At 39.7% G+C, this 26,407-nt stretch carries 23 protein-coding genes; 18 read left to right on the top strand and 5 right to left on the bottom strand.

Annotated features, from left to right (window positions below; translation table 11 throughout):
- The first annotated feature begins 97 nt into the window (after window positions 1-97).
- Window positions 98-1,264, top strand: coding sequence for a homogentisate 1,2-dioxygenase (locus O0V13_RS11135; protein WP_268035046.1), 1,167 nt, complete (start codon window positions 98-100; stop codon window positions 1,262-1,264).
- Between the two features lie 66 nt (window positions 1,265-1,330).
- Here O0V13_RS11135 and pafA read toward each other — a convergent pair whose 3' ends face one another.
- Entirely contained in the window at window positions 1,331-2,959 is a 1,629-nt protein-coding gene (pafA, locus tag O0V13_RS11130; RefSeq protein WP_268035045.1) for an alkaline phosphatase PafA, read from the bottom strand.
- A gap of 109 nt (window positions 2,960-3,068) precedes the next feature.
- Between pafA and O0V13_RS11125 the strand changes: the two genes are divergently transcribed.
- Window positions 3,069-4,667 carry an aminopeptidase P family protein gene (locus O0V13_RS11125; protein ID WP_268035043.1) on the top strand — a complete coding sequence of 533 codons (1,599 nt, stop codon included), beginning with the start codon at window positions 3,069-3,071 and terminating at the stop codon, window positions 4,665-4,667.
- 211 nt (window positions 4,668-4,878) lie between these two features.
- Here O0V13_RS11125 and O0V13_RS11120 read toward each other — a convergent pair whose 3' ends face one another.
- Window positions 4,879-5,487 (bottom strand): carboxypeptidase-like regulatory domain-containing protein, encoded by a 609-nt coding sequence (locus O0V13_RS11120; RefSeq protein WP_442780923.1) that lies wholly within the window; start codon window positions 5,485-5,487, stop codon window positions 4,879-4,881.
- Window positions 5,488-5,624: 137 nt separating this feature from the next.
- On the opposite strand from O0V13_RS11120, the gene O0V13_RS11115 reads away from it, so the two are divergent.
- The 4 genes from O0V13_RS11115 to O0V13_RS11100 all read left to right on the top strand — a co-directional run bounded on the left by O0V13_RS11115 (window position 5,625) and on the right by O0V13_RS11100 (window position 9,740).
- Entirely contained in the window at window positions 5,625-6,008 is a 384-nt protein-coding gene (locus O0V13_RS11115) for an ArsR/SmtB family transcription factor (RefSeq protein ID WP_073570897.1), read from the top strand.
- A gap of 6 nt (window positions 6,009-6,014) precedes the next feature.
- Window positions 6,015-6,710 carry a YjjG family noncanonical pyrimidine nucleotidase gene (locus O0V13_RS11110; protein ID WP_268035041.1) on the top strand — a complete coding sequence of 232 codons (696 nt, stop codon included), beginning with the start codon at window positions 6,015-6,017 and terminating at the stop codon, window positions 6,708-6,710.
- Window positions 6,711-6,783: 73 nt separating this feature from the next.
- The gene (gene pruA / locus O0V13_RS11105) at window positions 6,784-8,418 is read left to right on the top strand and encodes an L-glutamate gamma-semialdehyde dehydrogenase (RefSeq protein ID WP_268035040.1); all 1,635 of its coding nucleotides are present in this window, start codon (window positions 6,784-6,786) and stop codon (window positions 8,416-8,418) included.
- Between the two features lie 167 nt (window positions 8,419-8,585).
- Window positions 8,586-9,740 (top strand): hypothetical protein, encoded by a 1,155-nt coding sequence (locus O0V13_RS11100; protein WP_268035039.1) that lies wholly within the window; start codon window positions 8,586-8,588, stop codon window positions 9,738-9,740.
- A 60-nt stretch (window positions 9,741-9,800) separates the two neighbouring features.
- On the opposite strand, the gene O0V13_RS11095 is transcribed toward O0V13_RS11100, so the two are convergent.
- Both O0V13_RS11095 and fabG read right to left on the bottom strand, forming a co-directional pair.
- The gene (locus tag O0V13_RS11095; protein ID WP_268035038.1) at window positions 9,801-10,763 is read right to left on the bottom strand and encodes a CHRD domain-containing protein; all 963 of its coding nucleotides are present in this window, start codon (window positions 10,761-10,763) and stop codon (window positions 9,801-9,803) included.
- 399 nt (window positions 10,764-11,162) lie between these two features.
- Entirely contained in the window at window positions 11,163-11,909 is a 747-nt protein-coding gene (gene fabG, locus O0V13_RS11090; RefSeq protein WP_073570891.1) for a 3-oxoacyl-[acyl-carrier-protein] reductase, read from the bottom strand.
- Between the two features lie 293 nt (window positions 11,910-12,202).
- Between fabG and lpdA the strand changes: the two genes are divergently transcribed.
- The 7 genes from lpdA (at window position 12,203) to O0V13_RS11055 (ending at window position 21,016) form a co-directional block, all read left to right on the top strand.
- Window positions 12,203-13,600 (top strand): dihydrolipoyl dehydrogenase, encoded by a 1,398-nt coding sequence (gene lpdA, locus O0V13_RS11085; protein WP_268035037.1) that lies wholly within the window; start codon window positions 12,203-12,205, stop codon window positions 13,598-13,600.
- Between the two features lie 107 nt (window positions 13,601-13,707).
- The gene (locus O0V13_RS11080) at window positions 13,708-14,163 is read left to right on the top strand and encodes a DUF2721 domain-containing protein (RefSeq protein ID WP_268035036.1); all 456 of its coding nucleotides are present in this window, start codon (window positions 13,708-13,710) and stop codon (window positions 14,161-14,163) included.
- Window positions 14,156-15,100 carry a glycerophosphodiester phosphodiesterase family protein gene (locus O0V13_RS11075; protein WP_268035035.1) on the top strand — a complete coding sequence of 315 codons (945 nt, stop codon included), beginning with the start codon at window positions 14,156-14,158 and terminating at the stop codon, window positions 15,098-15,100. The genes O0V13_RS11080 and O0V13_RS11075 overlap by 8 nt, the downstream gene beginning before the upstream one ends.
- Window positions 15,090-16,106, top strand: a complete 1,017-nt coding sequence (locus tag O0V13_RS11070; RefSeq protein WP_268035034.1) for a threonine aldolase family protein — start codon at window positions 15,090-15,092, stop codon at window positions 16,104-16,106. Before O0V13_RS11075 ends, O0V13_RS11070 begins: the two co-directional genes overlap by 11 nt.
- A gap of 39 nt (window positions 16,107-16,145) precedes the next feature.
- On the top strand, window positions 16,146-17,408 hold the full coding sequence (locus O0V13_RS11065; RefSeq protein WP_268035033.1) for a replication-associated recombination protein A: 1,263 nt from the start codon (window positions 16,146-16,148) through the stop codon (window positions 17,406-17,408).
- 203 nt (window positions 17,409-17,611) lie between these two features.
- Window positions 17,612-18,940: a M16 family metallopeptidase gene (locus O0V13_RS11060; RefSeq protein WP_268035032.1), complete on the top strand. Its 1,329-nt coding sequence runs from the start codon at window positions 17,612-17,614 to the stop codon at window positions 18,938-18,940.
- 27 nt (window positions 18,941-18,967) lie between these two features.
- Complete coding sequence (locus tag O0V13_RS11055) at window positions 18,968-21,016, top strand: M16 family metallopeptidase (RefSeq protein WP_268035031.1); 2,049 nt, start codon at window positions 18,968-18,970, stop codon at window positions 21,014-21,016.
- Window positions 21,017-21,063: 47 nt separating this feature from the next.
- On the opposite strand, the gene O0V13_RS11050 is transcribed toward O0V13_RS11055, so the two are convergent.
- Window positions 21,064-22,704: a M61 family metallopeptidase gene (locus O0V13_RS11050; RefSeq protein WP_268035030.1), complete on the bottom strand. Its 1,641-nt coding sequence runs from the start codon at window positions 22,702-22,704 to the stop codon at window positions 21,064-21,066.
- Window positions 22,705-22,854: 150 nt separating this feature from the next.
- On the opposite strand from O0V13_RS11050, the gene rpmH reads away from it, so the two are divergent.
- Genes rpmH through O0V13_RS11025 form a run of 5 tightly spaced genes read left to right on the top strand, consistent with a single transcriptional unit; the run spans window position 22,855 to window position 26,292 of the window.
- The gene (gene rpmH / locus O0V13_RS11045) at window positions 22,855-23,013 is read left to right on the top strand and encodes a 50S ribosomal protein L34 (RefSeq protein ID WP_073570883.1); all 159 of its coding nucleotides are present in this window, start codon (window positions 22,855-22,857) and stop codon (window positions 23,011-23,013) included.
- A gap of 48 nt (window positions 23,014-23,061) precedes the next feature.
- Window positions 23,062-23,451, top strand: a complete 390-nt coding sequence (gene rnpA / locus O0V13_RS11040) for a ribonuclease P protein component (protein ID WP_073570882.1) — start codon at window positions 23,062-23,064, stop codon at window positions 23,449-23,451.
- Window positions 23,444-25,105, top strand: a complete 1,662-nt coding sequence (locus O0V13_RS11035; protein WP_442780921.1) for a S41 family peptidase — start codon at window positions 23,444-23,446, stop codon at window positions 25,103-25,105. The genes rnpA and O0V13_RS11035 overlap by 8 nt, the downstream gene beginning before the upstream one ends.
- Window positions 25,106-25,786, top strand: coding sequence for a tRNA (adenosine(37)-N6)-threonylcarbamoyltransferase complex dimerization subunit type 1 TsaB (tsaB, locus tag O0V13_RS11030; RefSeq protein WP_268035028.1), 681 nt, complete (start codon window positions 25,106-25,108; stop codon window positions 25,784-25,786).
- A complete protein-coding gene (locus tag O0V13_RS11025; RefSeq protein WP_268035027.1) occupies window positions 25,783-26,292 on the top strand; it encodes a DUF2480 family protein in 510 nt (169 codons plus the stop codon). Before tsaB ends, O0V13_RS11025 begins: the two co-directional genes overlap by 4 nt.
- The last annotated feature ends 115 nt before the right edge of the window (window positions 26,293-26,407 follow it).

The following is a 26,407-nucleotide window of genomic DNA, read 5'->3' as shown; positions in this document are numbered from 1 at the left end:
AACAAAAGGGATCGATTGATTTAAATGGACTTTTTGATTTCCTATTTTTTACCCTAAAAGGAGAATTGTAAATTGCTCCAATAAACCCAAATTAATCATGGCATACTATCACAGGTTAGGCAAGATTCCGCCTAAAAGGCATACTCAGTTCAGACAGCCTGACGGAAGTCTTTACAAGGAAGAGCTCGTAAGTTCCAAAGGCTTTTCCGGTATCTATTCAAATCTCTATCACATTTATAATCCCAATTCGGTTCGATCCATCGGAAAGCCAATTCCCTATGATTGGAAAGTCGCTGATCAGCATGGGTTGAACCAGACTCATTTGAAAACTTCTGGAGTTGAAACTTCTGGAGAGGATTATTTGAGTGCTCGCAGAATGTTGATGAAAAACAATGATGTGATGATGGGGATCTGTGCTCCGAAGCAAAGGAAGATGGATTCTTATTTCAAAAATGCGGATGGGGATGAGTTGATTTACATTCATGATGGAAAGGGTGTTCTTTATTCTCAGTTTGGGAAACTGGAAGTGGGTAAAGGAGATTATGTAGTGATCCCTCGGACGACTATTTACCGATTTGAATTTGAAGATGAAGGTTCTCTGCGCCTTTTGATCGTAGAGTCTCATGGTCCAATCGAAACGGTCAAGAGATATCGAAATGAAGTAGGGCAGTTGTTGGAACATTCTCCTTATTGCGAAAGAGATATTCGTCCGCCTCATGAATTGCACATTGAAGAGGGAAAGGGAGATTATCTGGTTCAGATCAAAAAACAGGGGATGTTGCATCAATATTCCTATGATCATAGCCCTTTGGATATCGTGGGTTGGGATGGCTATTTGTATCCATACGCCTTGTCGATTTATGATTTTGAACCGATTACGGGTAGAATCCATCAGCCACCACCAGTTCATCAAACTTTTCAGGCTTGGGGCTTTGTGATTTGTTCATTCGTTCCTCGTTTGTTTGATTATCACCCATTGGCGATACCTGCGCCTTACAATCATAGTAATATCGATTCGGATGAGGTATTGTATTACGCGGAAGGAGAGTTTATGAGTCGGAAAGGGATCGATCGAGGCTCATTCACTATACATATGGGAGGACTTCCTCATGGGCCTCATCCAGGAACGGTTGAGAAATCTATCGGCGCAAAATCTACCGAGGAATACGCAGTGATGCTCGACACCTTTAGGCCATTGCAGATTACTACCGATGCTTTGGAATTTGTGGATAAGGATTACCCAATGAGTTGGACTGAAGATTAAATAAATACCGAAAGGACATAAAAAAACCAGAATGAATTCATTCTGGTTTTTTTATGGTTTGTTTGATTAATGAACGATTTCCTGAATTGGTTGGCCTGTGGCGCCGTTTGGAAGTCTAATTTCAAGCAGCATCGAAAGTGTCGGAGCGATGTCAGTTATAGTCGCATAGCGAGTTGAACTTCCATGTGGAATATTCCATCCATAGAATAGAATAGGGACATTGGTGTCATAGGAGAAACCGGTTCCATGAGAAGTGCCTCTAGCTCCGCCTGTCAACCATGATGGCTCCAAAATCAACATAATATCACCTGAAGCTTTGTGATTGTATCCCATCTGAAGAAGGTGAGGTCTTAATTCAGTAAACGAATTTGTTTTCAATGTATGGGCGGTGTACACCTCTTTAATTCCTCTGAACCTCAAAAGGAATGTTGCCAATTCCTCTTCGATATCAGCCAAATTCAATTTGTTGTCTCTGATTAATTTATGGTTTAGGAAGATTTGCTCATTGGAAGCATTCAATACCCAGTCACCTTCTCCATAAACGGTATTCATATAGCCTTTCACCTGACTTACTACATAGCCAACATTCAAGTTGCCAGCTGGTACATTTTGGCTTTCCATATAAGTGGCCACATCTGCGACACCATGATCGGCAGAAAGGAATACTACATAGTTTCCTTCTCCTAATTTTTCATCCAGATGATTCAAAAGGCTTTCAATTTGTAAGTCCAATCTCAAATAGATGTCCTCCAATTCTTTGGAAGTAGGCCCAAATCTATGGCCAACATAATCTGTGGAAGAAAAGCTGACAGCAAGAAAATCTGTAACATCCCCTTCACCTAGTTTTTCTCCTTCCAAAGCAGCTAAAGCAAAATCCAAAGTCAATTGATTTCCAAATGGAGTGGAGGCGATCAATCCATATCCTCCATTATTTTCTCTCAATGCATTTAGATCATAAGGGAAAGTTGGTGTGTCTTTTCCGACAAATGGAGCCTCGAAATCATTGTTGTCATCAATGCTATTGATGTAAGTGTCGATAGAATAAAGTGTTTCCCAAGTTTGAGAAAGGTATTTGTCCGGGTTTTTCTGAGCATTGAAATCTTTTACCCAAGCAGGAAGGTCCTCCTTGTAATAAGAAGAAGTCATAAACTCTCCATTGTTGCTATCATACCAATAAGCATCGCCTAGGTGACCCGCAGGCAAACTTGCGCCACGATCTTTTATAGCTAGACCAACGACTTTTGACCTTTTATTTGTAGAGAACCTCAACTCATCCGTGATGGTTGTAGTCAATAGGTTTCTTGGTGATATCTGTCCAGAAGCTGGAGTGCCTCCAATGTTGTAAACAGTACTGTCTTCAGCACAATAAATTGACTTGTCAAGACTTCTTACATACCAGTTGTTGCCAATGATACCATGGGTTGCGGGTGTTGTTCCTGTATATACAGAAGCGTGACCTGGCCCGGTGTAAGTAGGGATGTAATTATAATGCCCGTTTTTCATCATAAATCCTTCTCCGATAAGCTTTTTGAATCCTCCATCAGAATACCTGTCAGCAAACCTATAGAGGTACTCTTGCCTCATCTGATCGACGATGATTCCAACAACTAGCTTAGGTTTTTCAGCGGTTTCCTGAGCGGACACCCCTGTTCCCATAAAAATGGAAAGTAATAGGAGTATAGAAATTTTCTTCATTACATGAATTATTTAGGCTCCAAAGATAAGGATATGATACTATTGATGGATTAAGACTTTGTTAAATGGGCCAAAGAGTTGATCTTGGGGTTTAGAAAAATTACCTAAAATGAAAAAGCTAACCATTTTAACCCTTTTGTTTTGCGTTTTGCAAAGTGCATTTGCTCAATCTTACTTTGAGGATGGCCTTTCTGCGGATTGGCATAGACAAAGAAGAGATGCTATTCGGGAGATGATGCCGCCTAATTCTGTGGCTGTATTGTTCAATAATCCCGTGAAAAACAGAACAAACGATGTGGATTATATCTATCATCCGGATACTGATTTTTATTACTTAACAGGATTGAGAGAACCCAATGCGGCCTTGATTATTTTTTCAGAAAAAAAAATGATTGATGGCGTAGAAACAGATGAAATCATCTATGTGCAGCCTCGAGATCCCAGGTCTGAAATGTGGAATGGGAAAAGATTGGGTACTGAAGGAGTAAAGGATAAATTGGGTTTTGATCTCGCATACGTTTATGACGATTTTGGGAAAGAACCAGCAGTGAATTTTTCAGATTTTGAAAAGGTGCTTTCCTTCAACTTGGGTGCAGACATCGAAAGTAGCAGCAGCAATGCCCCATTGAAAAACATGGTGAAGAAATTCAAGAAAGCTTCAGGCTATCCTATGGAGGTGTCAGATACTCAGATGCAACTGTATGATATGATTCGAGCTACTGATGCTGCCAATTCAGAAAATGTTGCACAAATGATTTCTCGCTTTACAGACCGAAACCCTGAGATTGCAAATGATCCAATTATTAAGGATTTCCTTGTTGCGGATTCACCTGAAAAAAGAATGCAGGTGAAAGACCAAATGCCTGAGTCCAAAACTGATATTTTTTCTTTGGACAAAATGATGGATGTTTTGCGTGAAGTGAAAACTGAAGAAGAAATTGCTCTTCTTGCCTCTGCGGCTAAAATCTCAGCAATAGGTCAGATTGAAGTGATGAAGGCTGCCAAAGTGGGGATGTCTGAAAGAGAAATTCAGGGGATTCACGAGTTTATCTACAAAAGATATGGTGCGGAAGATTTGGGATACCCATCGATTGTCGGTGGAGGTAATAATGGATGTATCCTTCATTACATTGAGAATGACATGAAGCATGTGAATGATCGTTTGCTGTTGATGGATTTGGGAGCTGAATGGAAAGGTTATACCGCTGATGTCACTCGCACTATTCCAGTTTCTGGTCAATTTAACCCTGAGGAAAAAGTGATCTATGAATTGGTTTTGAAAGCACAGGATGCTGGAATTGCCCTATGTAAGCCGGGAACTGAGTTTTCTGAAATCAGTCAAATTACAAGAACGATCATAGACGAGGGGTTGGTCGAGTTGGGTATCATCAAAGAAGGCCAAAGACACAGCTATTATCCTCATGGGCCAAGTCATCATTTGGGACTGGATGTTCATGATAGAGGAACAAGAGGAGCGCTGAAAGAAGGTGTTGTAATCACTGTGGAACCTGGGATTTATATCCCTGAGGGAAGCGATTGTGATCCAAAATGGTGGGGGATTGCTGTAAGAATTGAAGACGATATTTTGATTACCTCTAAAGATCCAGTGAACCTTTCTGGGGATGCTCCAAGAAAAGTGGCTGATATCGAGGCAATGATGAAGATTCCTAGTGTCTTGGAAAACTGGGTTCTTCCTGAAATTCATTAAGATTTAGTATTTCTCGCGGCGTCACAGCGACGCTGCGAGAAACATCAATTTCAAAGAGTCTAAGCTAACCTATGATATAGAAAGGGTTGTCAATAACCTTTGAAACAAATCTTTTTTTCTTTGCTCCTTTGCGAGAGATAATAGCAAATGGATTGAAATAAAAAACTCTCGCTGTATAGTTTCAGCGAGAGTTTTTTTATCAAGTTGGAGTTTACTTACTTTTCAAATCTCCTCTTTTGATAGATCTAATGAATTGTGACCATGCAAAAGGATCCAACAATCTCAAAGGTCTAGGCCCATACAAGTCTTGATTTTGTAGCATCATGCCCTGCTGAAAAGTTCGGAAATTTTCATTTCCAGATGCGGGCATAGATTCCGCCCATCTCAGGAGCATCTCAGGACTCATGTTGGCACGGCTGATGGACATAGGGTCTACAACAGTCATGGCGAGAACCGCGTCCTTGAACTCATCTTCGGTTGGATAAGGCATTACTTCTATTTCCGCCAAAGCGATTTCATCTACTTCCATGGTCAAGATCAAACTGATTTTATCATTGTCAACTTTGTCAGGAACCTTGAATGTTTGTTTTTTCAATCCAATGAAACTGAATACGACACTGTCTCCTTCAAGTACCGGCATGGAGAAGTAACCAAAGCGACCACTGCTTGTACCCCTACCTTTTTGAGGTACATAGACATTCACGCCAGCAACGGCATCTGTACTATCTGCATTCAAGATGATACCAGAAAGCTGAATTACTTTCTTTTCATCCTGGGCTTGTGCTAGCTGAGTTGAAAAAAAGAATCCGATGAATAGGATTAGATATGGGAGTAGAATTGATTTCTTCACAAATAAATATCTTATTGGCTTGCCAAATTTGGCTTTGAATCTGCGATAATACCCTAATTTCGGGTGATTTTTTAAATTCACCCAGAAAACAGCGTTAAAACTTACTAATGCGTCTCAAAAACATCAGTTTAAATTATGGTCTGAGAATCTTTAAAGCACTGGGAGAGGAGCCTCGGGTGAGGATTATTCATTTACTCATGCTTAATAAAGAACTCACCATTTCCGACCTGGAGCATATCCTTGATTTTACCCAGACCAAAACCAGCAGGCATTTAATATACTTAAAAAATGCGGGACTTTTGGGAAGCCGTAGAGTGGATCAATGGATGTTTTATTACATTTTGGAGGAGTATCTGGAAATCTTTCAGGCGATTTTTAAGTTTATTCAAAAGGACCCTAACCTTATCAGAGATCAGGAAACATTTGAAGTCCTTAAGTCCAACCGGGAGTTGGCAATCAATAAAATCCAGAACAATCAATACAGGAGATAATTTCAATTGAAAAAGTACAAACACCTATTCTTCGATCTAGATCATACCTTGTGGGATTACGATCGAAATGTGGCTGAGTCCCTATCCGAGTTGTATGAAGTTTATTCCTTGGTAGAAATGGGAATCCCTTCGTTCGAAAAGTTTTTTGAGTCTTTTCATGCTGTCAATTTCCAGCTTTGGGATTGGTACAACGTGGGAAAGATCGATAAAGACAATCTTAGAAAGGAACGTTTTCCGAGGATTTTCTCCCATGCAGGAGGAATCGCAGATGGAATTCCAGCAGGATTTGAAGAGGATTTTATGCATCGAACTTCCTCAAAACCTCATGTTTTCCCTTATTCAAAAGAGATTTTGGGATACCTGAAAGATAAATACCGAATTCATGTCATTACTAATGGCTTTAATGAATCACAGGCTAAAAAAATGAAATCCTCGGGATTGGATGGCTTTTTTGAATTGGTGGTGACTTCCGAAACGACAGGGCATAAAAAGCCTGATCCAAGGATATTTCACTATGCATTGGAAACTCTTCAAACCAAAAGTGGAGAATGTCTGATGATAGGAGATAATCCGGATTCAGATATTTTAGGTGCCCAAAGGGCGGAGATTGACCAGGTTTTTTTCAATCCAGAGGGTAGAGCGATTTCAATAACACCTACTTTTGAAATCAAGCACCTGAAAGAATTAGAGTCGCTTTTGTAAAAGAAATCACCGCTCTTTCCATAGGGATGCCTTATCTTTGGCCAATCAGAAATTCATATAAACTCCAAATAGTATGTTAAAAGGTTTCTTCAACGTACCTGCTCCAGTCAATGAGCCGGTTAAGTCCTATGCACCGGGAAGTCCGGAAAGAAAAGAATTGCAGGCGATGTTGGCAGAGCTTCGATCCAAAGAAGTAGATGTGCCGATGTATATCGGTAGCGAGGAAGTTCGGACTGGAAATAAACACCCGATGTCTCCTCCTCATGATCATCAGCACATTTTGGGATATTTCCACGAAGGTGATGCATCTCACGTAGAGCAGGCAATCAATGCTGCACTAGGCGCGAAGGAGGCTTGGGAAAATTTAGCTTGGGAACAAAGGGCAGCGATTTTCTTGAAAGCTGCTGAATTGATTGCTGGTCCTTACAGAGCTAAATTGAATGCAGCGACCATGTTGGGGCAATCCAAAAATGCTTTCCAGGCCGAAATTGACTCAGCTTGTGAAATCATTGATTTCTTGACTTTCAATGTGAAGTATATGACTGAAATCTATGCGCAGCAGCCGCCAGTTTCTGGTGGAGGCGTTTGGAATAGAGTCGAGCAGCGTCCTTTGGAAGGTTTTGTTTTTGCTTTGACTCCTTTCAACTTTACTGCGATTGCAGGAAACCTACCAGCTTCTGCAGCAATGATGGGCAATACCATCGTTTGGAAACCTGCTTATACTCAGATTTATTCGGCGAATGTCTTGATGGAGATTTTCAAAGAGGCTGGTGTTCCTGATGGAGTGATCAATTTGATCTATGTAGATGGTCCTGTTGCTGGTGAGGTGATTTTCAAACATCCTGATTTTGCAGGGATTCACTTTACCGGTTCGACTGGTGTATTCCAGCATATTTGGAAAACTATCGGTGAAAATATTCATGGTTATAAGTCTTACCCAAGAATCGTAGGTGAAACTGGTGGAAAAGATTTTGTAGTAGCTCATAAATCTGCTGACGCAAAAGCTGTGGCCACTGGTTTGGTTCGTGGTGCCTTTGAATTCCAGGGACAAAAATGTTCTGCTGCATCTAGAGCTTACATCCCTTCCAACATTTGGGAGGATGTGAAGAAATACATGCAGGAAGATCTTGCTTCCATGAAAATGGGAGGTACAGAGGACTTCACCAATTTCATCAATGCTGTAATCGACGAAAAAGCATTTGATAAAATCTCAGGCTATATCGCCAAAGCGAAAGAAGCTGAGGGAGTAGAAGTGATAGCTGGTGGTAACTATGATAAATCCAAAGGATACTTCATCGAGCCGACTGTGTTGGTGGTTCAGGATCCGATGTATACGACCATGCAGGAGGAAATCTTTGGTCCAGTATTGACCATTTATGTTTACGACTCAGAAAACTTTGAGCAGACGTTAGAATTGGTTGATCAGACTTCTCCTTATGCGTTGACTGGTGCTATTTTCTCTCAGGATCGTTATGCGATTGAATTGGCGACGACCAAATTGAGAAATGCTGCCGGAAACTTCTATATCAATGACAAGCCAACAGGAGCAGTGGTTGGTCAGCAGCCATTTGGTGGAGCGAGAGCTTCGGGAACCAATGACAAAGCTGGATCTATGATCAACTTGTTGCGTTGGGTTTCTCCTCGTACTATCAAGGAAACATTTGTCTCTCCTAAAGATTACAGATACCCATTCTTGGGAGAAGATTGATTCATCTGACCTTTGGGGTTTCTAAAACCCCGAAGGTCTTTTCAACTTTATCAAACCTTCCAGGTCTTAAAGACCTCAAAGGTTTCACAAGAGCCTCGGATTATTTCCGAGGCTTTTCTTTTTAAAGCTAAAAAGAGTTAGTTTGAAAGTGAATTTATCGCAGCTATATGAGTAGAATATTTTTAGGGATTCTGATTTTTGGATTTTTAAGCTGTGGGACAAAAAAAGATAGAGTTGTTTTTCAAGGAGACTTGAAAGATTTGTTTATCGATAGCCTCAGTTTCGAAAGAGAAGTTGGTGTGGGTTTTATGGCATTTTTGGGAACCATCCAGTACAAAGGAGAAGAGACGATCTACATTTCAAGAAATGGCTTGTTTAGGTTTTTTGATCCCAAAACTGGAAGGAAAGTTGGAGAATTTCAAATTCCTGCAGAAGGACCTGGTTCCCTTAAAGGAGGTGTACTTAGAGCCAAAGCATTTAATAATTCGACTTTGGTTGCGACTAATCACACAGGCTTTGCTTTAATTTATAAAGATGAGCAGTTGGTTAGTCAGTTTAAATTGGATTTGAGTGATTTGGAATCAAATACATTCTTTTCATTCCCTATGAGTGGAAATGCCTTGCATCAAGTTAGCCCGGGTGAATTTGAACTTACCGTGAATCCTTTCGATGCCATGGCACACAGAATAGGGAAAGATGGCTTTGATCTTGAATTTTCATCTTGGATTTTGAAATTTGATGAAGAAGGAAACTGGATTTGCAAAACTGATTTTAAAGCTCCATATGATGAAACCTATGCTAATTCGGCCGATGCTTCAGCCATGGTTAGGATGGTAGAGAAAGGGGAGTCTTGGGCTATGTTTTCCTATTCTGATTCACTATTTAGGATTCAGGATTGCCAAATTGTTGATAGGCGAATACTCAAATCAATTACTCCAGTCACCTATTTTCCTGATAAATATGAAGGTGACGAATTTAAAGGTTCTTGGGAAAGGCCAGAGAATGGTGCAATCAATTATCGCTTGATAAAAGATCAGACTACAGGTCTACAAGTGAGATTGACTTCAATTAGTAGGAGAGGGCCTGATCCAAATGTTAGAGATCCTCATGATAGATTGTATTCAGATGAGGAAACATTTCTGCTATTGATTTATGATTCTGAGTGGAATCTGAAAGGAGAACTTAAAATGGTTTATCCTATAGGAACCCGCTTTGAAAATCTCTTTTCAACCTCCGAAGGGCTTTTCATCAATAAACCTGAGCAAGCCTCCGAAGATGAGTATGAGTTTTATAAAATTGATTTAAGTCGATTTGTGGATTGAGGTTTTGGTAACAAAAAAAGGCTGGAACATTCAGCCTTTCTTGATTTCAACAGCATGTTTTTAATTGATCTGCCCTCTTAATTCACCTCCAGGGAAATCATCAGAGTGTACGTTAACATAAGCATTGCCCGTTCGGAAAGCTTCTCTCAAAATTTCTAAATCTCCTCCCATCATCTGTCCGGAAAGGGTGGAACCCATGATTTCTCCTTTGGCATAGACCCCTGAAACAGGTCCTTCAACTTTATCCATTCTCAAAGTGAAAACAACTCCTCCATTACTTCCAGCTTTAGCTAAGTGGATATGTGCGAATCGCACATCTTCTATTCCATCTACATTGACTTGGAATGAAGCCGATTCTCCATCTTTTGAGAAATGAAATTTAGCTACACCAGTTGCGTCAGTCATTACAGCTGGGACTTCATTTGCCCCACTTAGCTTGGTCCCATAATTTTTATTGTCGCTCGCTTCCACCATGCTTACTTGACCTCGGATTTCACCTCCTGGGTTCGATGCTGTGTGAACATTTGTGTAGATTTCACCAGCTTCCATTTTTTCTACCAAATCATCAATAGACATACCTGCTAATGGACCCACAAGTTTGGATGCATCTATGGTGCCTTCAGCTAACAACCCATTGTAAAGTCCATTTGGAGGAGTCATATAGAGAAAAACAACTACAGGCCCGTTAGTTCCAGAAGGTGCATAATGTAAATGAGCTCCTATGATGTCACTTGTGTTTGCAACTCGAAGCTCATAGCTCAAAGTGTTTTCATCCACTTTCATGATTTTGATAGCTCCAGAACCTGAGGAGGAGACTGGGGGAACTTCCTCAGTGCCGATTAAGAATGCCCCGAATTCAAGCATATTGCTTTTTCGGGCATTTGGATCAGATGAAGTTAAATCAGATGCGACTTCGTCTGAATTTTCATTGACCATAGGGGCTTCCTCTGGAAGAGATTGACAAGCAAATGCTAAAAGGACTAAAAATGACAGTCCCATTAATTTTTGAAAAGGTTTTTTCATGAGATGGTTATTTAGGTTGATAAATGAATAAAAGTATATACGAAACTCTTCATTATATCGGATTGTTTTGAAAATCAATTTGTTGTAAAAAAAAAATGATTGGATTTCCACTGTTGTATGCTTGACCATTGAGGGTTGTATTTCCCTGAACGTCTTTTCAAGTATATAAATCCTTTTAGGCCTCAAAGGCCTCGAGGTATTATTTGTAACTTCTAAATAGTTTCAGAGCTTCCATTTCCCACAGATAGACACAAATTAAAAACACAGATTTCACGGATTTTTTATCTTTTGTTCAAGTGAGTATCTGTGACTTTTTTCATGCGAATTTGTGGGGTTAAAACAAAAAAAAACGACTGAATCTCTCCAGCCGTTCGTAAATCGTAATTCTAAAATCGTAAATCAAGTATACATCGCTCCATTTACATGAAGCACTTGACCTGAAATATAAGTACTCATATCTGATCCTAAGAACACACATGCATCTGCGATTTCTTCAGGCTTCCCACCTCTTTTCATAGGGATGGCTTCTCTCCAACCTTGCACGGTTTTCTCATCCAAAACTTCTGTCATTTCAGTTTCGATGAATCCAGGAGCGATGGCATTGCATCTGATATTTCTGGAACCCAATTCCAAGGCCACGGATTTGGAGAAACCGATGATCCCTGCTTTGGAAGCAGCATAGTTTGCTTGTCCAGCATTACCTTTTGCACCAACTACAGAAGTCATGTTGATGATAGATCCAGCTTTGGCTTTCATCATGGTACGAGTTGCTGCCTTTACAGTGTTGAAGCAAGACTTCAAGTTTACATTCATGATTTCATCCCAAGACTCCTCAGTCATTCTCATCAACAAGTTGTCGCGGGTGATTCCTGCATTGTTGATCAAAATATCCAATCCACCAAAGTCAGCCACTACACTGTTTACCAGATCTTCAGCAGCTTTGAAATCAGAAGCATCGGAGCGATAACCTTTGGCTTTCACGCCAAATTCAGCTAATTCAGATTCCAATGCTTGTCCTTTTTCAACAGAGGACAAATAAGTGAAAGCGACATTTGCTCCTTCTTGAGCATATTTGATAGCAATGGCTCTTCCGATTCCTTTAGAGGCTCCGGTGATCAATGCGGTTTTTCCTGAAAGTAAACCCATGAATTATTAAAATTTTGTTTTGCCAAAATTAGAAAAAAAGCCAGAAGAATCGTTTCCGTAGAAATTACATTTCAAAATGTCTGGATTTTCAATCGATAAATCTGGTCTAGTGTGAAATTATAGAATATTTTGGAAGTCAAATGATTTCTGTCCAAAATTCATTTGGTGAATTGTGGCTTGGGCTGATTTATGCTAGTTTTTGAATGATTTATGGGGCTTTTTCCAAATTTTTTTCTGAAGCCAAAAGGCCTATTTTTGCATAGTTTCAAATCGTTATAAAACCGAAATAATATATGTCTTCTACCAAATTTGACCTAATCGTATTGGGAAGCGGACCAGGCGGCTACGTGGCTGCTATCCGTGCATCTCAGTTGGGCTTGAAAACTGCTATCGTTGAAGCAGCTGAATTGGGAGGTATCTGTCTGAACTGGGGCTGTATTCCTACCAAAGCTTTGTTGAAAAGTGCCCAGGTTTTCGAATACATCAATCACGCTACTGACTACGGAATCACTGTAAAGGATGCCAAAGCTGATTTTGATGGAATGGTCAAAAGGAGTCGAGGTGTTGCCGATGGCATGTCCAAAGGTGTGAACTTCTTGATGAAGAAAAACAAAATTGAAATCATCGCTGGTTGGGGTAAAGTTAAGCCTGGCAAAAAGGTAGAAGTAGCTGATAAAGACGGAAACAAAACTGTTTATTCTGCTGACAATATCATTATTGCAACTGGAGCGAGATCAAGAGAATTGCCTTCTATGAAAATGGACGGTAAGAAGATCATCGGATACCGTGAAGCAATGACTTTGGCGAAGCAGCCTAAGAAAATGGTGGTAGTAGGTTCTGGTGCTATTGGAGTAGAATTTGCCTACTTCTACAACTCAATCGGAACAGAGGTGACTATCGTTGAATTTATGGATAGAATTGTTCCAGTCGAAGATGCTGAAGTTTCCAAAACTTTGGAAAAACTTTACAAGAAAGCTGGAATGACCATCATGACTTCATCTGAAGTTACCGGTGTTGATACCAAAGGAACCGGTTGCAAAGTGACTGTCAAAACCGCAAAAGGTGAAGAAACTTTGGAATGTGATGTTGTTCTTTCTGCAGCAGGTGTGGTTTCCAATTTGGAAAACATCGGTTTGGAAGATGTGGGTATTTTGGTAGACAGAGGAAAAATCAAAGTTGATGAGTACTACAAAACCAATATGCCAGGTTACTATGCAATTGGTGATGTTATTCCTGGTCCAGCATTGGCTCACGTAGCTTCTGCAGAAGGAATTATTTGTGTAGAAAAAATTGCTGGCCATACTCCAGAGCCATTGGATTATGGAAATATCCCAGGATGTACTTACTGTTCTCCAGAGATAGCTTCTGTCGGTATGACTGAGGCAAAAGCGAAAGAAGCAGGCTATGAATTAAGAATCGGTAAGTTCCCATTCTCTGCATCTGGTAAAGCCTCTGCTGCTGGCGCGAAAGACGGTTTCGTGAAATTGGTGTTTGATAAGAAATATGGAGAGCTTCTAGGTGCTCACATGATCGGAGCCAATGTAACTGAAATGATCGCTGAGATCGTTGCCGTTCGTAAATTGGAAACTACTGGTCATGAATTGATCAAAACTGTTCATCCTCACCCAACCATGTCAGAAGCAGTAATGGAAGCTGCGGCTGCTGCGTATGATGAGGTGATCCACTTGTAATAGATCTTCATTAGATACATTTTGAAAGCCCGTTTTAAAAAGCGGGCTTTTTTCGTGATTTTTCTGAACTTAGGAGAGCATAATCCAGGTTAAACCAATTCTACTGAATGGAACTTCAACTTTCGACCCCCGCCTTGCTTTTTTCAGCCATCACCTTATTGATGTTGGCTTTTACCAATCGCTTTTTGGCTATTGCTAGTTTGATTCGTGGTTTGCATACCAAATTCAATGAAAACCCGGATGAGGAAATGATTGTTGAGCAGATCCATAATCTCCGTAAGCGCCTTTCCCTGATCAAAAATATGCAGTTATTTGGAGTATTTAGCTTCTTGTTGTGTGTGGTTTGTATGTATTTGCTGTTTCACGGATTTACATCCGCTGCCAATTGGGTATTTGTGGGAAGTATGGCTTCTTTGCTGATTGCATTGGGTTTGTCAATGATAGAGATTCAGATTTCTACCAAAGCCTTGAATCTGGAATTGGCAGATATGGAGGGAATCTTTGAAAAAAGAGCGGGAAGTCTGGATTTCCTTTTCAAAAAAGAGAATAAAAAGAATGAATAAAATTTATGGAGGGATACTATCCCTTTTAGTTGTCTTTGGCTGCCAAAGTAAATCTGAAGAAAATGCTTCAGTTTCAACCGGGGGAAATCATTATATCCGATTAATCAACCTGGATGAAACCAGACAATTTTATACTTGGACTTCAGATCGAATCCCTTTGGTGTCTGCACATCGAGGAGGACCCTATCCGGGTTTCCCGGAAAATGCAATTGAGACTTTTGACAATGTGTTGAAATACACTCCTGCAATTATCGAATTGGATGTTGCCATGACCAAAGATTCGGTTTTGGTATTGATGCATGATGATGAATTGGATCGTACCACTACCGGGACAGGCAAAGTTGAGGATGTGACCTATGAATATATTCAGGGGCTTTTCTTGGAAGATAATGATGGTAAAAAGACAAGCTTCAAAGTTCCGACTTTGGAAGAGGCTTTACTTTGGAGTAAAGGAAAAGCACTTTTAACAGTCGATATCAAAAAGTCCGTTCCCTTTGAAATGGTAGTTGATGTTGTTAGGGAGACTCAATCGGAGGCTTATGCAGCTTTGATTTCTTACACTTTTCCTGCGGCAAAAAAACTTCATTATTTGGCTCCTGATCTAATGCTATCTGTGACAATCAGAAATGAGGAAGAGATCAGAAGATTTGAGGAAACTGGAATTCCTTGGACTAGAGTAATTGCCTTTACAGGAGTTGCCGAGAGGAATCCAGAATTCAATAACGCCATTCATGAAAAAGGAGCTTTTACAATTCTGGGAGTATTGGGAAACTTGGATAGAATGGCCGAAAGAAGAGGAGATGAGGTTTATGCTTCATTTGTTCAAAAAGGAGCCGATATCCTAGCTACAGACAGACCGATTGAGGCTGCGAAAGTTCTAAAAAGTTTAAGTCCATCTAATAGTTCAAAATCACCCTATTTTACCCATGTTGATTGATTTAAGAAGTGATACCGTGACCCGGCCAACTCCGGGGATGAAAGATGCAATGTTTTCAGCTCCGATTGGAGATGATGTGTTCGGAGAGGATCCAACTGTAAATGCCTTGGAGGAGAAAATAGCAAAAATGTTCGCCATGGAAGCAGCCATTTTCTGTCCTTCTGGAACAATGACCAATCAGATTGCGATTCGCCTCCATACTGGTATTCAGACGGAAGTGATTTGCCATGAGCATTCCCATATTTATCTCTATGAAGGAGGGGGGATTATGGCCAATTCTCTAGCTTCTGTAAAGCTTTTGCCCGGAAAATTGGGAAAAATCACAGCTTCTCAAGTGGCCGATGTCATCAATCCTGATGATGTGCATGCTCCTGAGACCACCTTGGTTTCTCTGGAGAATACCATGAACAAAGGTGGAGGTAGCATTTATACATTAGATGAGATCAAACCGATCAAAACTCTGTGCCAAGAAAAAAGAATCAATTTTCATTTGGATGGAGCACGACTTTTCAATGCGCTGGTTGAGACTGAAGAAAGTCCTGCGGATTGGGGAAATGAATTTGATACGATTTCTATTTGCTTGAGTAAAGGATTGGGCTGTCCGGTTGGATCAGTTCTTTTAGGCTCTAAAACTGCAATCAAAAAAGCCAGAAAGGTCCGGAAGGTATTTGGCGGAGGAATGCGACAAGCTGGATTTTTGGCAGCAGCCGGAATCTATGCCTTGGATCATCAGGTGGATCGTATGAAAGATGATCATCAGAGAGCAAGAACTTTGGGAACAATTCTATCCGATCTTATTGTCGTTTCAGAAATCTTTCCTGTCACGACAAATATTGTCATAGCCCGACTGGATGGATTGAGTCCAGAGGTTTTTATGGGTAAATTGGCAGATCAAAATATCAAATCAGTCAAATTTGGGAAGGATCTAGTGCGTTTTGTGACTCATCTTGATTTCACAGATGAGCATTTGGCTGAATTTGAAAAAAGAATCAAAGGTCTTTTCTAAAAAAACCGATTCATTTCCATCGATTAAGAGTATTCATAGATGAACTCCACTCCATTGGCAGAACGGATGCGTCCCACTCGATTAGAAGATCTAATCGGACAGGATCATTTGTCTTCACCGAATTCCTTTCTTTTTAAAGCTATCAAATCTGGGAATGTCCCTTCATTGATTTTGTGGGGACCTCCAGGAGTGGGTAAGACTACTATTGCCAATATCATTGCTAATGAAATCAAAGAACCTTTCTACACCCTTAGTGCTATCAGCTCTGGTGTAAAGGATATCAGAGAGGTGATTGAAAAAGCTCGGTTTCAACAAGGAGTGGTTCTTTTTATAGATGAAATCCATCGCTTCAATAAATCTCAGCAAGATGCATTGTTGGGAGCTGTGGAGAAAGGGATCATTCGATTAATAGGAGCTACCACAGAGAATCCATCTTTTGAAGTAAATGCTGCATTGCTTTCAAGATGCCAGGTTTTTACATTGAATTCATTGGGTAAACCGGAATTGGAAGCCATGATTCAGCAGGCTTTGGAAAAGGATGGTGATTTGAGGAAAATCAAGGTGGATTTGAAGGAAATTGACGCTTTGTTAAGAATTTCAGGTGGGGATGGGAGAAAGCTTTTGAATTTGCTTGAAATCGTAATTGATGGGATCAATGAAAATCCCTGTGTGATTACCGATGAAAAGGTCATGAGTATTGCGCAGCAAAAAGTAGCTCTTTATGATAAATCCGGTGAACAGCATTACGATATCATTTCTGCTTTTATTAAATCCATTCGCGGATCCGATCCCAACGCTGCGGTTTATTGGCTTGCAAGAATGATCGAAGGAGGAGAGGATGTGAAATTTATAGCAAGAAGGTTGGTGATTTTAGCTTCTGAGGATATCGGAAATGCCAATCCTAATGCATTGCTTTTGGCTACGAACTGTTTTGAGGCAGTAAAGATGATCGGATATCCAGAATCCAGAATTATTCTTTCACAATGTGTGACCTATTTAGCGAGTTCTCCGAAAAGTAATGCCGCCTATATGGCAATCGGACAGGCTCAATCTTTGGTCAGAGAGACAGGAGATTTATCGGTTCCTCTTCATTTGAGAAATGCTCCAACGAAATTGATGAAGGATTTGAATTATGGGAAAGCCTATAAATACTCCCATGATTTTCCAGGGAATTTCGTAAATCAGGAGTTTTTACCGGATGAGATCAAAGGGCTTAAACTTTATAATCCAGGAGATAATGCCCGTGAAAATGAATTGAGGAGATATTTGAAATCCAAATGGGTGGATAAATACGGTTATTGACATAAATCCTTGAACTAATAATTTCAGCTAAAAATCAGCAGCTAATCTTTTTATTTGAGGCATTTATGATTTTTTAAGGGAAAAATTGTTCTTGTCCCTACAATAATGTTCGAAATTGCTTCCTTTCGTTCAATTCTGGATATTTGAACAAATTCTATCCAATTACGATCTACTATTACAGAAACAAACCCTAAATTTTTACCATGAGAAAAATTGCAGCTTTTGGCTTGCTTGCTGGAGTATTGTGTACTCCAGTCCTTGCCCAAAACAAAATTGAGTTCAAGGAATTTACCTTGGACAATGGATTGCATGTGATCATGCATCAGGATAATTCAACGCCGATTGTCAATACATCTGTTTTATATCATGTTGGATCAAAGAATGAACAACCTGATAGAACAGGCTTCGCTCACTTCTTTGAGCATTTGATGTTTGAAGGGACTGAAAACATTGATCGAGGCCAATACATGAATATTATCCAAGGAAGAGGAGGAACTTTAAACGCGTTTACCTCTAATGATATTACTTTCTATTATGAGACTTTGCCGTCTAATGAACTGGAATTGGCTCTTTATATGGAAAGTGAGCGTATGCTACATTCCAAAGTCGATCTGACTGGAGTGGAGACACAGCGTGAAGTGGTGAAAGAGGAATACCGTCAGAGTTATGAAAATAGACCTTATGGTACCATCCTTCCTGAAACTTTAAAAAGAGCATATTCGGCACATCCATACCGTTGGGCTCCAATAGGTTCATTAGATGATTTGAATGCTGCTCAGATTGAGGAGTTTCAGCAGTTCTACAAAGATTTTTATGTGCCTAATAATGCAACTTTGACCATTGCTGGGGATATCGATTATGGACAGACTGAAAAGTGGGTGAAAGAGTATTTCTCTGAAATTCCGAAAGGAACCAAAGAAATCTACAGACCGAATATAGTTGAGCCGAAGAAGACTGAGGAAATCAGGGATGTGATTTATGACAATATTCAGATCCCTGCTGTAATTCAAGCTTATAATTTACCGAAGCAGACTAGCCCGGATTCGTATGCGATGAATATGCTTTCCACCTATTTGACTGGTGGGAATTCTTCTTTGATGACAAAAGAGTTGGTGGATAAGCAGCAAAAAGCATTAGCAGTGGCAGCTATTCCTCTGGAGTTGGAAGACGGTGGATTATTCATCATGTATGGCATTACCAATATGGGAGTTGCTCCTGAAGATTTGGAAAGTGAAATCGACAAATTAATCAAGCAGGTTCAGGAAGAAGGGATATCTGATCAGGATTTTGCGAAGCTTCAGAATATCATGGAAAACAACATAGTGAGTAGCAATTCATCCATGTCTGGAATCGGTCAGAATTTGGCAGAAGCTCACGTGATCTATGGAGATACTGATTACATCAATAAAACCATGGAAAACTACAGCAAGGTGACTCAGGCTGATATCAAGCGTGTGGCAAACGAGTATTTGAACCTGACTGGGAGAGTGGTGCTTTATTACCTTCCTAAGCCTAAAGATGGTGTTCAGTAATTGTTTCAACTTCAAAATAGCAAATCAATGAAAAGATATATTTTAACCTATTTCATGGCCTTTATTATGGCCTCCCTTGCTTTTTCACAAGTTGATAGAAGCAAATTCCCAGAACCAGGCCCTGCACCGGAGATCAAGATTTCTGATGCTGAAACTTTCACCTTGGATAATGGACTGAAAGTCTTTTTGGTGAAAAATGACAAGCTTCCAAGAGTTGCATTTACGCTGATTTTGGACAGGGATCCTTTGTTTGAAGGAGATAAAGCCGGTCTTACTGGATTTGTAGGTCAGATGATGACTTCTGGAACAACTTCTCGCACCAAAGATCAATTGGATGAAGAAATTGATTTTATAGGAGCAAGTTTGGGTGCAAGTTCTACTTCAATTTCTGCATCTGCATTGAAAAAACATCAGACGAAGATTTTGGATTTGATGACGGACGTTCTTTACAATCCAGTTTTTCCTGAGGAAGAGCTTGAGAAATTGAGAAAGCAGACTTTAACTGGCTTGGCTCAAAGTAAGGATAACCCGAATGCGATTTCTGGAAGAATGGCTGCAGCTATGGTTTATGGTAAAGACCATCCATATGGAGAAGTTGAAACTGAGGCAACAGTGAAGAATGTGACGGTTCAGGATGTAAAGGATTATTATAATACTTTCTTCAAGCCGAACATTGCATACTTGGCGATTGTAGGTGATATGGATAAAAAAGAAGCTGAGAAAGTGGTAACAGAATATTTCTCAGCTTGGAAGCCGGGTGATGTGCCAAAGTTTGAATATAAGCTTCCGGTCCGTCCTGCTAAAAATGAGGTGGGTATTTCTGATCGAAGCACTGCTGCTGTGCAAACTGTAATCGATATCGTTCAGCCAGTAGAATTATCTATTGGGGATGGAGAATATATTTCTAGCCGTCTTTTGAATCAGATATTTGGTGGAGGATCTTCTTCGAGATTGTTCATGAATTTGAGAGAAGACAAAGGTTATACCTATGGAGCGTATTCCTCAATCGGAGCAGATCGATTGGTAGGTGAGATTTCTGCCAATGCAGCAGTTAGAACCGAGGTGACTGACTCAGCAGTTGTGGAATTTATTCATGAGTTCAACAAAATCGTAGATGGAGGAGTGACTCAAGAAGAATTGGATAAAGCAAAAGCCTATTTGACTGGCTCCTTTGGGCGTTCTTTAGAAAGTCCTGCTACCATCGCGAATTTCGCTTTGAATATCGAGAGATATGATTTGCCAGCTGATTACTATAAGACTTATTTGCAAAAGCTAAATGGAACTACTGTTTCTGAGGTGAATGCAACTGCGAAAAAACTGATTGACCCTAATAAACTTTATATCACCGCTGTTGGTAATGCCGATGAAATCAAAGATAAATTGGCACAGTTTGGTGAAGTTACCATGTATGATAACATGGGCTTTCAGGCAAAAGAATTGACAGCTGATGCAAATGCGACTGCAGAATCGGTTATTTCTAAGTATTTGGATGCAATTGGAGGGATTGAAAAAGCAAGAGCTGTAAAAACTGCAGCGATGACATTAACTGCAGATGTGATGGGGACTCCACTCACAATGGAGTCAATCTATGATATTAATGGTGGGAAATATGCCCAAAAGACATTGGTTTCAGGAAATGTGATGCAAACCTCCTCTATCCTTGAAGAAAGTGGATCTTCTAGTGTTCAAGGACAAACTATTGAGTTGACTCCTGAGCAATTTAATATGGCAAAAATCAGTTCTTACTTGATTCCGGAAGCTTGGATGAATGATTTGGGTTTCAAAGCGACTTTGGAAGGTTTGAAAGATGTGGATGGAACTCCTAGTTATAAAGTTGTCATAGAGTCTCCATCAGGAGCTCAATTGGTTAATTTTTATGATGCAGAGACCGGATTGAAGATTAAAAATGAAAATCCAATGGCAGGGGATACCTTTTATAAAGATTACCAAGAAATTGAAGGGGTTCTATTCCCAATGACCTGGACAATCAAATCCCAAATGATCCCAGTTCCTTTGGATGGAAAAATTTCTAAACTGGAGATCAATCCTGCTTTGACAGAAGATGATTTTAAATAATTAGAAAATGATAATAGTGAAAAGCGGAGAATTTATTCTCCGCTTTTTTATGCTCTCCAGGTTTTTTGAAGTTCGGTTTCTTGATTAACTACAAGTTTATAGCTCGGTAAAAACCGCTCTTTTGGGACAGAGAATGAAAGCTTGAGTTCTTGTCCGTTAATTCTTTTGATGGATAGACTGATTTTTGATCCTGATACCCCATGTTCGAGAATTTGATCGCCTACCATTAATTTGGAATAAGCAGGGCTTTCTGGATGGATTTTCTTGATCGTTTTTTCGGATTCAATGATTCCCAATAAGTTGGTCAGGTCAGAGTCATTTTCATTTTCGATTAAATCTAACCCGAGGTCAGAGACGATAATTTTCAATAAATCAATGATGGAATGATTTCCAGCAATGTATTTCGAGAAAAAGCTTTTAGAGTCCCAGTTTTTGGATGCCCTTTCTACTAGTTTCCAGAAGGAATATTGTCGATATCCTTTTTGAGGTAAGCCGAATTTCAACCAAGCCATTTTCATGACTTCAGGAAGGGAAGAGCCATGGTTAAGTAATGAAATGTCCAAAGCCAAAGCAATCAAGCATCCATTTGCATAGATATTCTGCTTTCTATCTGGAATCCCTTCTTGATAACCATCCAGCCATAGATCAAATGAAGATTCAAGGATAGAAGAGTTTTTCCATCCAAAATTCACACTGACTCGATTGATGATTTTCTCCAGTTCAAGTAGGTATTCCTCCAGTGTGAAATACTCGGACTTTAATAAATAAAGGTCCCCCATGTAGGTGGTGATCCCTTCTAGAATCCAGCCTGCGTCGGTGTAGTTTTCTTTGGAAAAATCATAAGGATTGATTTCAATGGGACGGATTCTGCAGACATTCCAGCTATGGTATAGCTCGTGGGAACTCACGCCAATTAGGTCCGCTAAGGCTACTTTATCTAAAAGTTTTTCGGCAGGTCCATAGGTAATGACGGTTCCTTTCCTATGCTCAACACCATGATAGTGTTTATACGGAAGGAGCTGAAAAATGAAATGGTATTCTTTTTCTGGGAAGTCTCCAAAATCTCTAATCTGCGTCTCGGTAAATTTTTTAAAGACCTTTATAAAATCATTTTTTGAAAAAGTAATTTCTCCATGAATCCAAATATGGAAGTCAGTTTCTTGAACTTGATATTTCCAATTCGTGAGTTTTTTTCCAGCCAATAAGGTGGAATCCGCTAGCGATTGAAAGTCCTTTGCTTTATATCCAGAGTCTGATTTTTCGAGGGTACAGATAGTTTTAGGGTAGTTTTTGTCCTTAAAAAAAACCTGATAAGGCAAATTGAGAGCCCCTTTTACTTCAAAACAGCAATTGACAAAATTGATATAGACCTGTTGATCATCCACCCAACTGGAACCTGCATCCATTTTTGAAGCATAATATTCATACTTGACTTTGTACGTTCCCGGTGCGGAGGCAGCAAATTCCCAACAGTCTTTGCTTATTTTCAAGGAATTAATGTGTTCTCCTTGAGGATTTTGAATCGTGAGATTTCGGAGATTTTGAGCGTAATTTGCCAATTGATAGCGTCCGGCTCTCCAAGCTGGAAGTTGGAGTGAAATTTTTGTTGAATAGGAAATTGGAATGGAAAGCTCGATTTCTAGGAACTGAGAGCATGGATTTGGGGTGGAAATGTGGAATTCGAACATTATTTAATCAATTGACTTTCAACAAATGTAAAGCTGTAGTTTGTATTTCAGAAAAGGCTGCATATCTTTGCAGTCCTTTTTGGAGGGTAAGCCTATATAGCCGATTCCAAAATAGTATATAAAGAAAGAAATCAGTTAAAGATATAAGTCATGAAAAGAACATTTCAGCCTTCTCGCAGAAAAAGAAAAAACAAGCACGGCTTTAGAGAAAGAATGTCAACTGCCAATGGTAGAAGAGTATTGAAAGCCAGAAGAGCAAAAGGGAGAAAAAAATTGTCCGTTTCCTCTGAAAAGACCTTGAAGAAGTAATTCTTCGAGGTAGTTTTCGTAAGTTGCAGTAAGCATCCTGTCCTTGCGATGAATTACAGACTTCAAAAGAGAGAGCGGCTTCATGCCCAAAAATCTATCAAGGAACTTTTTAGCGAAGGTTCCTCTTTTTTTTTATATCCCTTTAAGGTTTTGTATCTGAAAAAGGGCGGGGAGGAAACTGAATCCACTCAAGTACTGTTTTCAGTTTCTAAGAAAAAGATCAAAAGCGCCGTAAAAAGGAATTTTGTAAAGCGTAGGATGCGTGAAGCCTATAGGCTTAACAAACATTCACTTCAAAATCCCGTTGGTCCTCTGTACATTGGACTGGTTTATGTTGCTTCTGAACCTATGGACTATGCTTCGATTTCATCCAAAGTGAGCCAAGTCCTTTCTAAATTGAACTCTCAAATTTCCGAACCAATAGATAGTCATGAATAAAAAAATGAAGAATCGTCTTCTCGTTTTTGTAGGAGCCACTTTGCTAGTGACTGGTTTTTTTGCCTTTAAAGAAAAGAACGATAAGCTATTCGCTTTGGCGAAGAACATTGACATTTTTGCCACATTAGTTAGGGAGTTGGACTCCTATTATGTGGATGACGTCGATCCGGATGAATTGGTGACTATTGGTATCAATGCCATGCTGGAGGAGCTTGATCCTTATACCGAGTATATTCCCGAGGAAGAGTCTGCTGATTTTAGAATGTTGACCACTGGAGAATATGCTGGGATTGGAGCATTAATTGGTGGTAGAGGTGAAGGAAACATCATCATCATGCCGTATACTGGTTTTCCTGCACAGAACTCTGGATTGAAAATCGCCGACCAATTGCTTTTGGTGGATACTGTAGATGTGACTAAGAAAAGTACATCAGATGTTTCTGACTTGTTGAAAGGGCCAGCGAATACTCCTGTTTATCTGAAAGTGAAAAGAGATCAGGATACCTTGGAGTTTAACCTGATGCGTAAAAAGATTTTCTTGAAGAATGTTCCTTATTACGGAAAGCTTGATGATAAGACTGGATATATCAAATTAAGTGATTTCACCACCAATGCATCCAATGAGGTTAGAAACGCTTTGGTGGAATTGAAAAGTCAAGGGGTCGAGAAATTGGTTTTTGACTTGAGAGATAATCCAGGTGGATTGGTCAATGAAGCAATTGAGATTGTTAACTTGTTTATTCCAAAAGGAAAAGAGGTGGTGAAGACAATTGGGAAGTTGGAGAATGTGAATTTCACCTATAAAACAACCAAGACTCCGGTTGACAAGGATATTCCAATGGTCGTATTGATCAACGAAAGAAGTGCTTCTGCCTCTGAAATTGTTGCCGGTTCTTTACAGGATTATGATAGAGCAGTTTTGATTGGTAGAAAATCTTTTGGAAAAGGATTGGTGCAAACTACAATTCCTTTGACCTACAATGCCCAAATGAAGGTAACTACTGCAAAGTATTATATTCCAAGTGGTAGATGTATTCAGGCAATCGATTATGCTCAAAGCAGGGAGAACGGAGAAATTGTTTCAGTTCCGGATTCTTTAAGAAAGGAATTCAAAACCAAAAATGGGAGAATTGTGCTGGATGGTGCTGGGATCGAACCAGATGAGGAGATTGAGTCCAAAAGATATGCTCCGATTACTTATAGCTTGGTGGCGAGAAATCATGTCTTTGATTTTGCGACAGAATACTTTTATGAGCATCCGTCCATTTCAGACCCACGATCATTTAAGATTTCAGATCAAGACTACGATGAATTTGTGGCTTGGCTTGACGGGAAAGAGTATGATTATACTACCTATCTGGAAAAGTCAATGGATGAGTTGAAGGAGAATGCTGAAAAGGCACCTTATTATGATGAAATCAAAGATCAGATTGAGGCATTAGAAAAAAGAGTTCATCATAGCAAGGAGCAAGATTTGGTGACTTATGCCGAAGAGGTGAGAAAAGTGATTTCGGAAGAGATCGTCTCTCGTTATTATTTCCAAGAAGGCATGGTGGAAGCTAGTCTTTCTGATGATTCTGATGTAAAAGCTGCGGTGCAGGTACTGAATGCTCCTTCTAAAGTCACACAAATATTAACTGCATCCGCAAAATAAATGACCCCGATTTTATCGATAGAGACTGCAACTGATATTTGTTCGGTTGCTATTCATGAGTCAGGTCAGCTTTTGTCCATTCGTGAGGTGAATGAACGAGGAGCCCATTCTCAAAAGATTATGGGCTTGATTGAGGAGGTCTCTATTGAATCTGGTGTTTCGGTCAAGGATTTAAAAGCTGTTGCTGTTTCAGAAGGGCCTGGTTCTTATACTGGGCTTCGGATCGGGGTTTCCACAGCCAAGGGGATTTGCTTTGCTAATGACATTCCGCTGATTGCTGTAAATACCTTAGAAGCATTGGCTTTTCAGGAAGTCAATGATTCGCCAATAATTATAGCCTTGATGGACGCAAGGAGGATGGAAGTCTATAGCCAGATCTTTGGAATGGATGGAGAAGTAATCCGTGAGCTTAAAGCAGAAATTCTGACTGAGGACCTTTATTTAGAATATTTAGAAAAAGGGAAAGTGTCCTTTGTTGGAGATGGGGTGGAAAAATCAAAGTCTATTATCTCTCATCCAAATGCTTTATTCTTAGAGAACCAAGTTTCATCAAAATCTGTTGGAGAAATTGCTTGGAAGAAATACGAGAAAAGTGAGTTCGCGGACTTAGCTTATTTTGTTCCAAACTATTTAAAGGAGTTTAAAGCTCTTCATTCGAAAAAGAATCCATTGTTGTCATGACAGAGATCGTCAATAGGGTAGCCAATAGTTCAATTGCAACAATCAATCTGGAGGAAGGATATCCAAAAGAGGAAAGAATCATTTTTGATCTGAAACCCTTTTTATTTCAAGAACTCATTTTGAAAGAAAAAGACTTTCGGACTGCTTTAAAAGAGTTGTCTTGGGATAATTATTCTAATAAATGGGTTGCTATAACATGTACCGCAGATGCGATTATTCCTAATTGGGCATTTATGTTGGTGGCCACTTATCTGGAGAATGTGGCAAAAGGTTACGTGATTGGAGATTTGAAAGACCTCGAGAATTTTATTTCTGAAGATTTTATTTCAAATATCGACTTTGAAGAGTTTGAAAACCGTCCTGTAGTTATAAAAGGATGTAGTGATTTTCCTATTCCGATGTATGCATATGGAAGATTGATTTCTTTAGTTCAAAGGCATGCAAAGTCGATTATGTATGGTGAACCTTGTAGTACAGTTCCTTTGTACAAAAAGCCAAAAGGCTAATCTGATATTTTTTTTATTCGTTTTCAGATAGTTATAAAAAACTTCAACTTTTTTTCTACTGGGGTATTGTGGAGTCGGATAATTCTCGGATATTTGCACTCCCAATCGACGCGAG

It is taken from the genome of Algoriphagus sp. PAP.12 (assembly GCF_026652115.1).
Classification (GTDB): domain Bacteria; phylum Bacteroidota; class Bacteroidia; order Cytophagales; family Cyclobacteriaceae; genus Algoriphagus.
The sequence above is the reverse complement of the archived record's forward strand: the minus strand, read 5'-3'. Positions and strand labels throughout refer to the sequence as shown.

What these genes read in the sequence shown, in the direction of transcription:
- O0V13_RS11135 (WP_268035046.1), top strand. Translation starts at nt 98, where the DNA reads ATGGCATACTATCACAGGTTAGGCAAGATTCCGCCTAAAAGGCATACT.
- pafA (WP_268035045.1), bottom strand. Translation starts at nt 2,959, where the DNA reads ATGAAGAAAATTTCTATACTCCTATTACTTTCCATTTTTATGGGAACA.
- O0V13_RS11125 (WP_268035043.1), top strand. Translation starts at nt 3,069, where the DNA reads ATGAAAAAGCTAACCATTTTAACCCTTTTGTTTTGCGTTTTGCAAAGT.
- O0V13_RS11115 (WP_073570897.1), top strand. Translation starts at nt 5,625, where the DNA reads ATGCGTCTCAAAAACATCAGTTTAAATTATGGTCTGAGAATCTTTAAA.
- pruA (WP_268035040.1), top strand. Translation starts at nt 6,784, where the DNA reads ATGTTAAAAGGTTTCTTCAACGTACCTGCTCCAGTCAATGAGCCGGTT.
- O0V13_RS11100 (WP_268035039.1), top strand. Translation starts at nt 8,586, where the DNA reads ATGAGTAGAATATTTTTAGGGATTCTGATTTTTGGATTTTTAAGCTGT.
- O0V13_RS11095 (WP_268035038.1), bottom strand. Translation starts at nt 10,763, where the DNA reads ATGAAAAAACCTTTTCAAAAATTAATGGGACTGTCATTTTTAGTCCTT.
- fabG (WP_073570891.1), bottom strand. Translation starts at nt 11,909, where the DNA reads ATGGGTTTACTTTCAGGAAAAACCGCATTGATCACCGGAGCCTCTAAA.
- lpdA (WP_268035037.1), top strand. Translation starts at nt 12,203, where the DNA reads ATGTCTTCTACCAAATTTGACCTAATCGTATTGGGAAGCGGACCAGGC.
- O0V13_RS11080 (WP_268035036.1), top strand. Translation starts at nt 13,708, where the DNA reads ATGGAACTTCAACTTTCGACCCCCGCCTTGCTTTTTTCAGCCATCACC.
- O0V13_RS11075 (WP_268035035.1), top strand. Translation starts at nt 14,156, where the DNA reads ATGAATAAAATTTATGGAGGGATACTATCCCTTTTAGTTGTCTTTGGC.
- O0V13_RS11070 (WP_268035034.1), top strand. Translation starts at nt 15,090, where the DNA reads ATGTTGATTGATTTAAGAAGTGATACCGTGACCCGGCCAACTCCGGGG.
- O0V13_RS11065 (WP_268035033.1), top strand. Translation starts at nt 16,146, where the DNA reads ATGAACTCCACTCCATTGGCAGAACGGATGCGTCCCACTCGATTAGAA.
- O0V13_RS11060 (WP_268035032.1), top strand. Translation starts at nt 17,612, where the DNA reads ATGAGAAAAATTGCAGCTTTTGGCTTGCTTGCTGGAGTATTGTGTACT.
- O0V13_RS11055 (WP_268035031.1), top strand. Translation starts at nt 18,968, where the DNA reads ATGAAAAGATATATTTTAACCTATTTCATGGCCTTTATTATGGCCTCC.
- O0V13_RS11050 (WP_268035030.1), bottom strand. Translation starts at nt 22,704, where the DNA reads ATGTTCGAATTCCACATTTCCACCCCAAATCCATGCTCTCAGTTCCTA.
- rpmH (WP_073570883.1), top strand. Translation starts at nt 22,855, where the DNA reads ATGAAAAGAACATTTCAGCCTTCTCGCAGAAAAAGAAAAAACAAGCAC.
- rnpA (WP_073570882.1), top strand. Translation starts at nt 23,062, where the DNA reads ATGAATTACAGACTTCAAAAGAGAGAGCGGCTTCATGCCCAAAAATCT.
- O0V13_RS11035 (WP_442780921.1), top strand. Translation starts at nt 23,444, where the DNA reads ATGAATAAAAAAATGAAGAATCGTCTTCTCGTTTTTGTAGGAGCCACT.
- tsaB (WP_268035028.1), top strand. Translation starts at nt 25,106, where the DNA reads ATGACCCCGATTTTATCGATAGAGACTGCAACTGATATTTGTTCGGTT.
- O0V13_RS11025 (WP_268035027.1), top strand. Translation starts at nt 25,783, where the DNA reads ATGACAGAGATCGTCAATAGGGTAGCCAATAGTTCAATTGCAACAATC.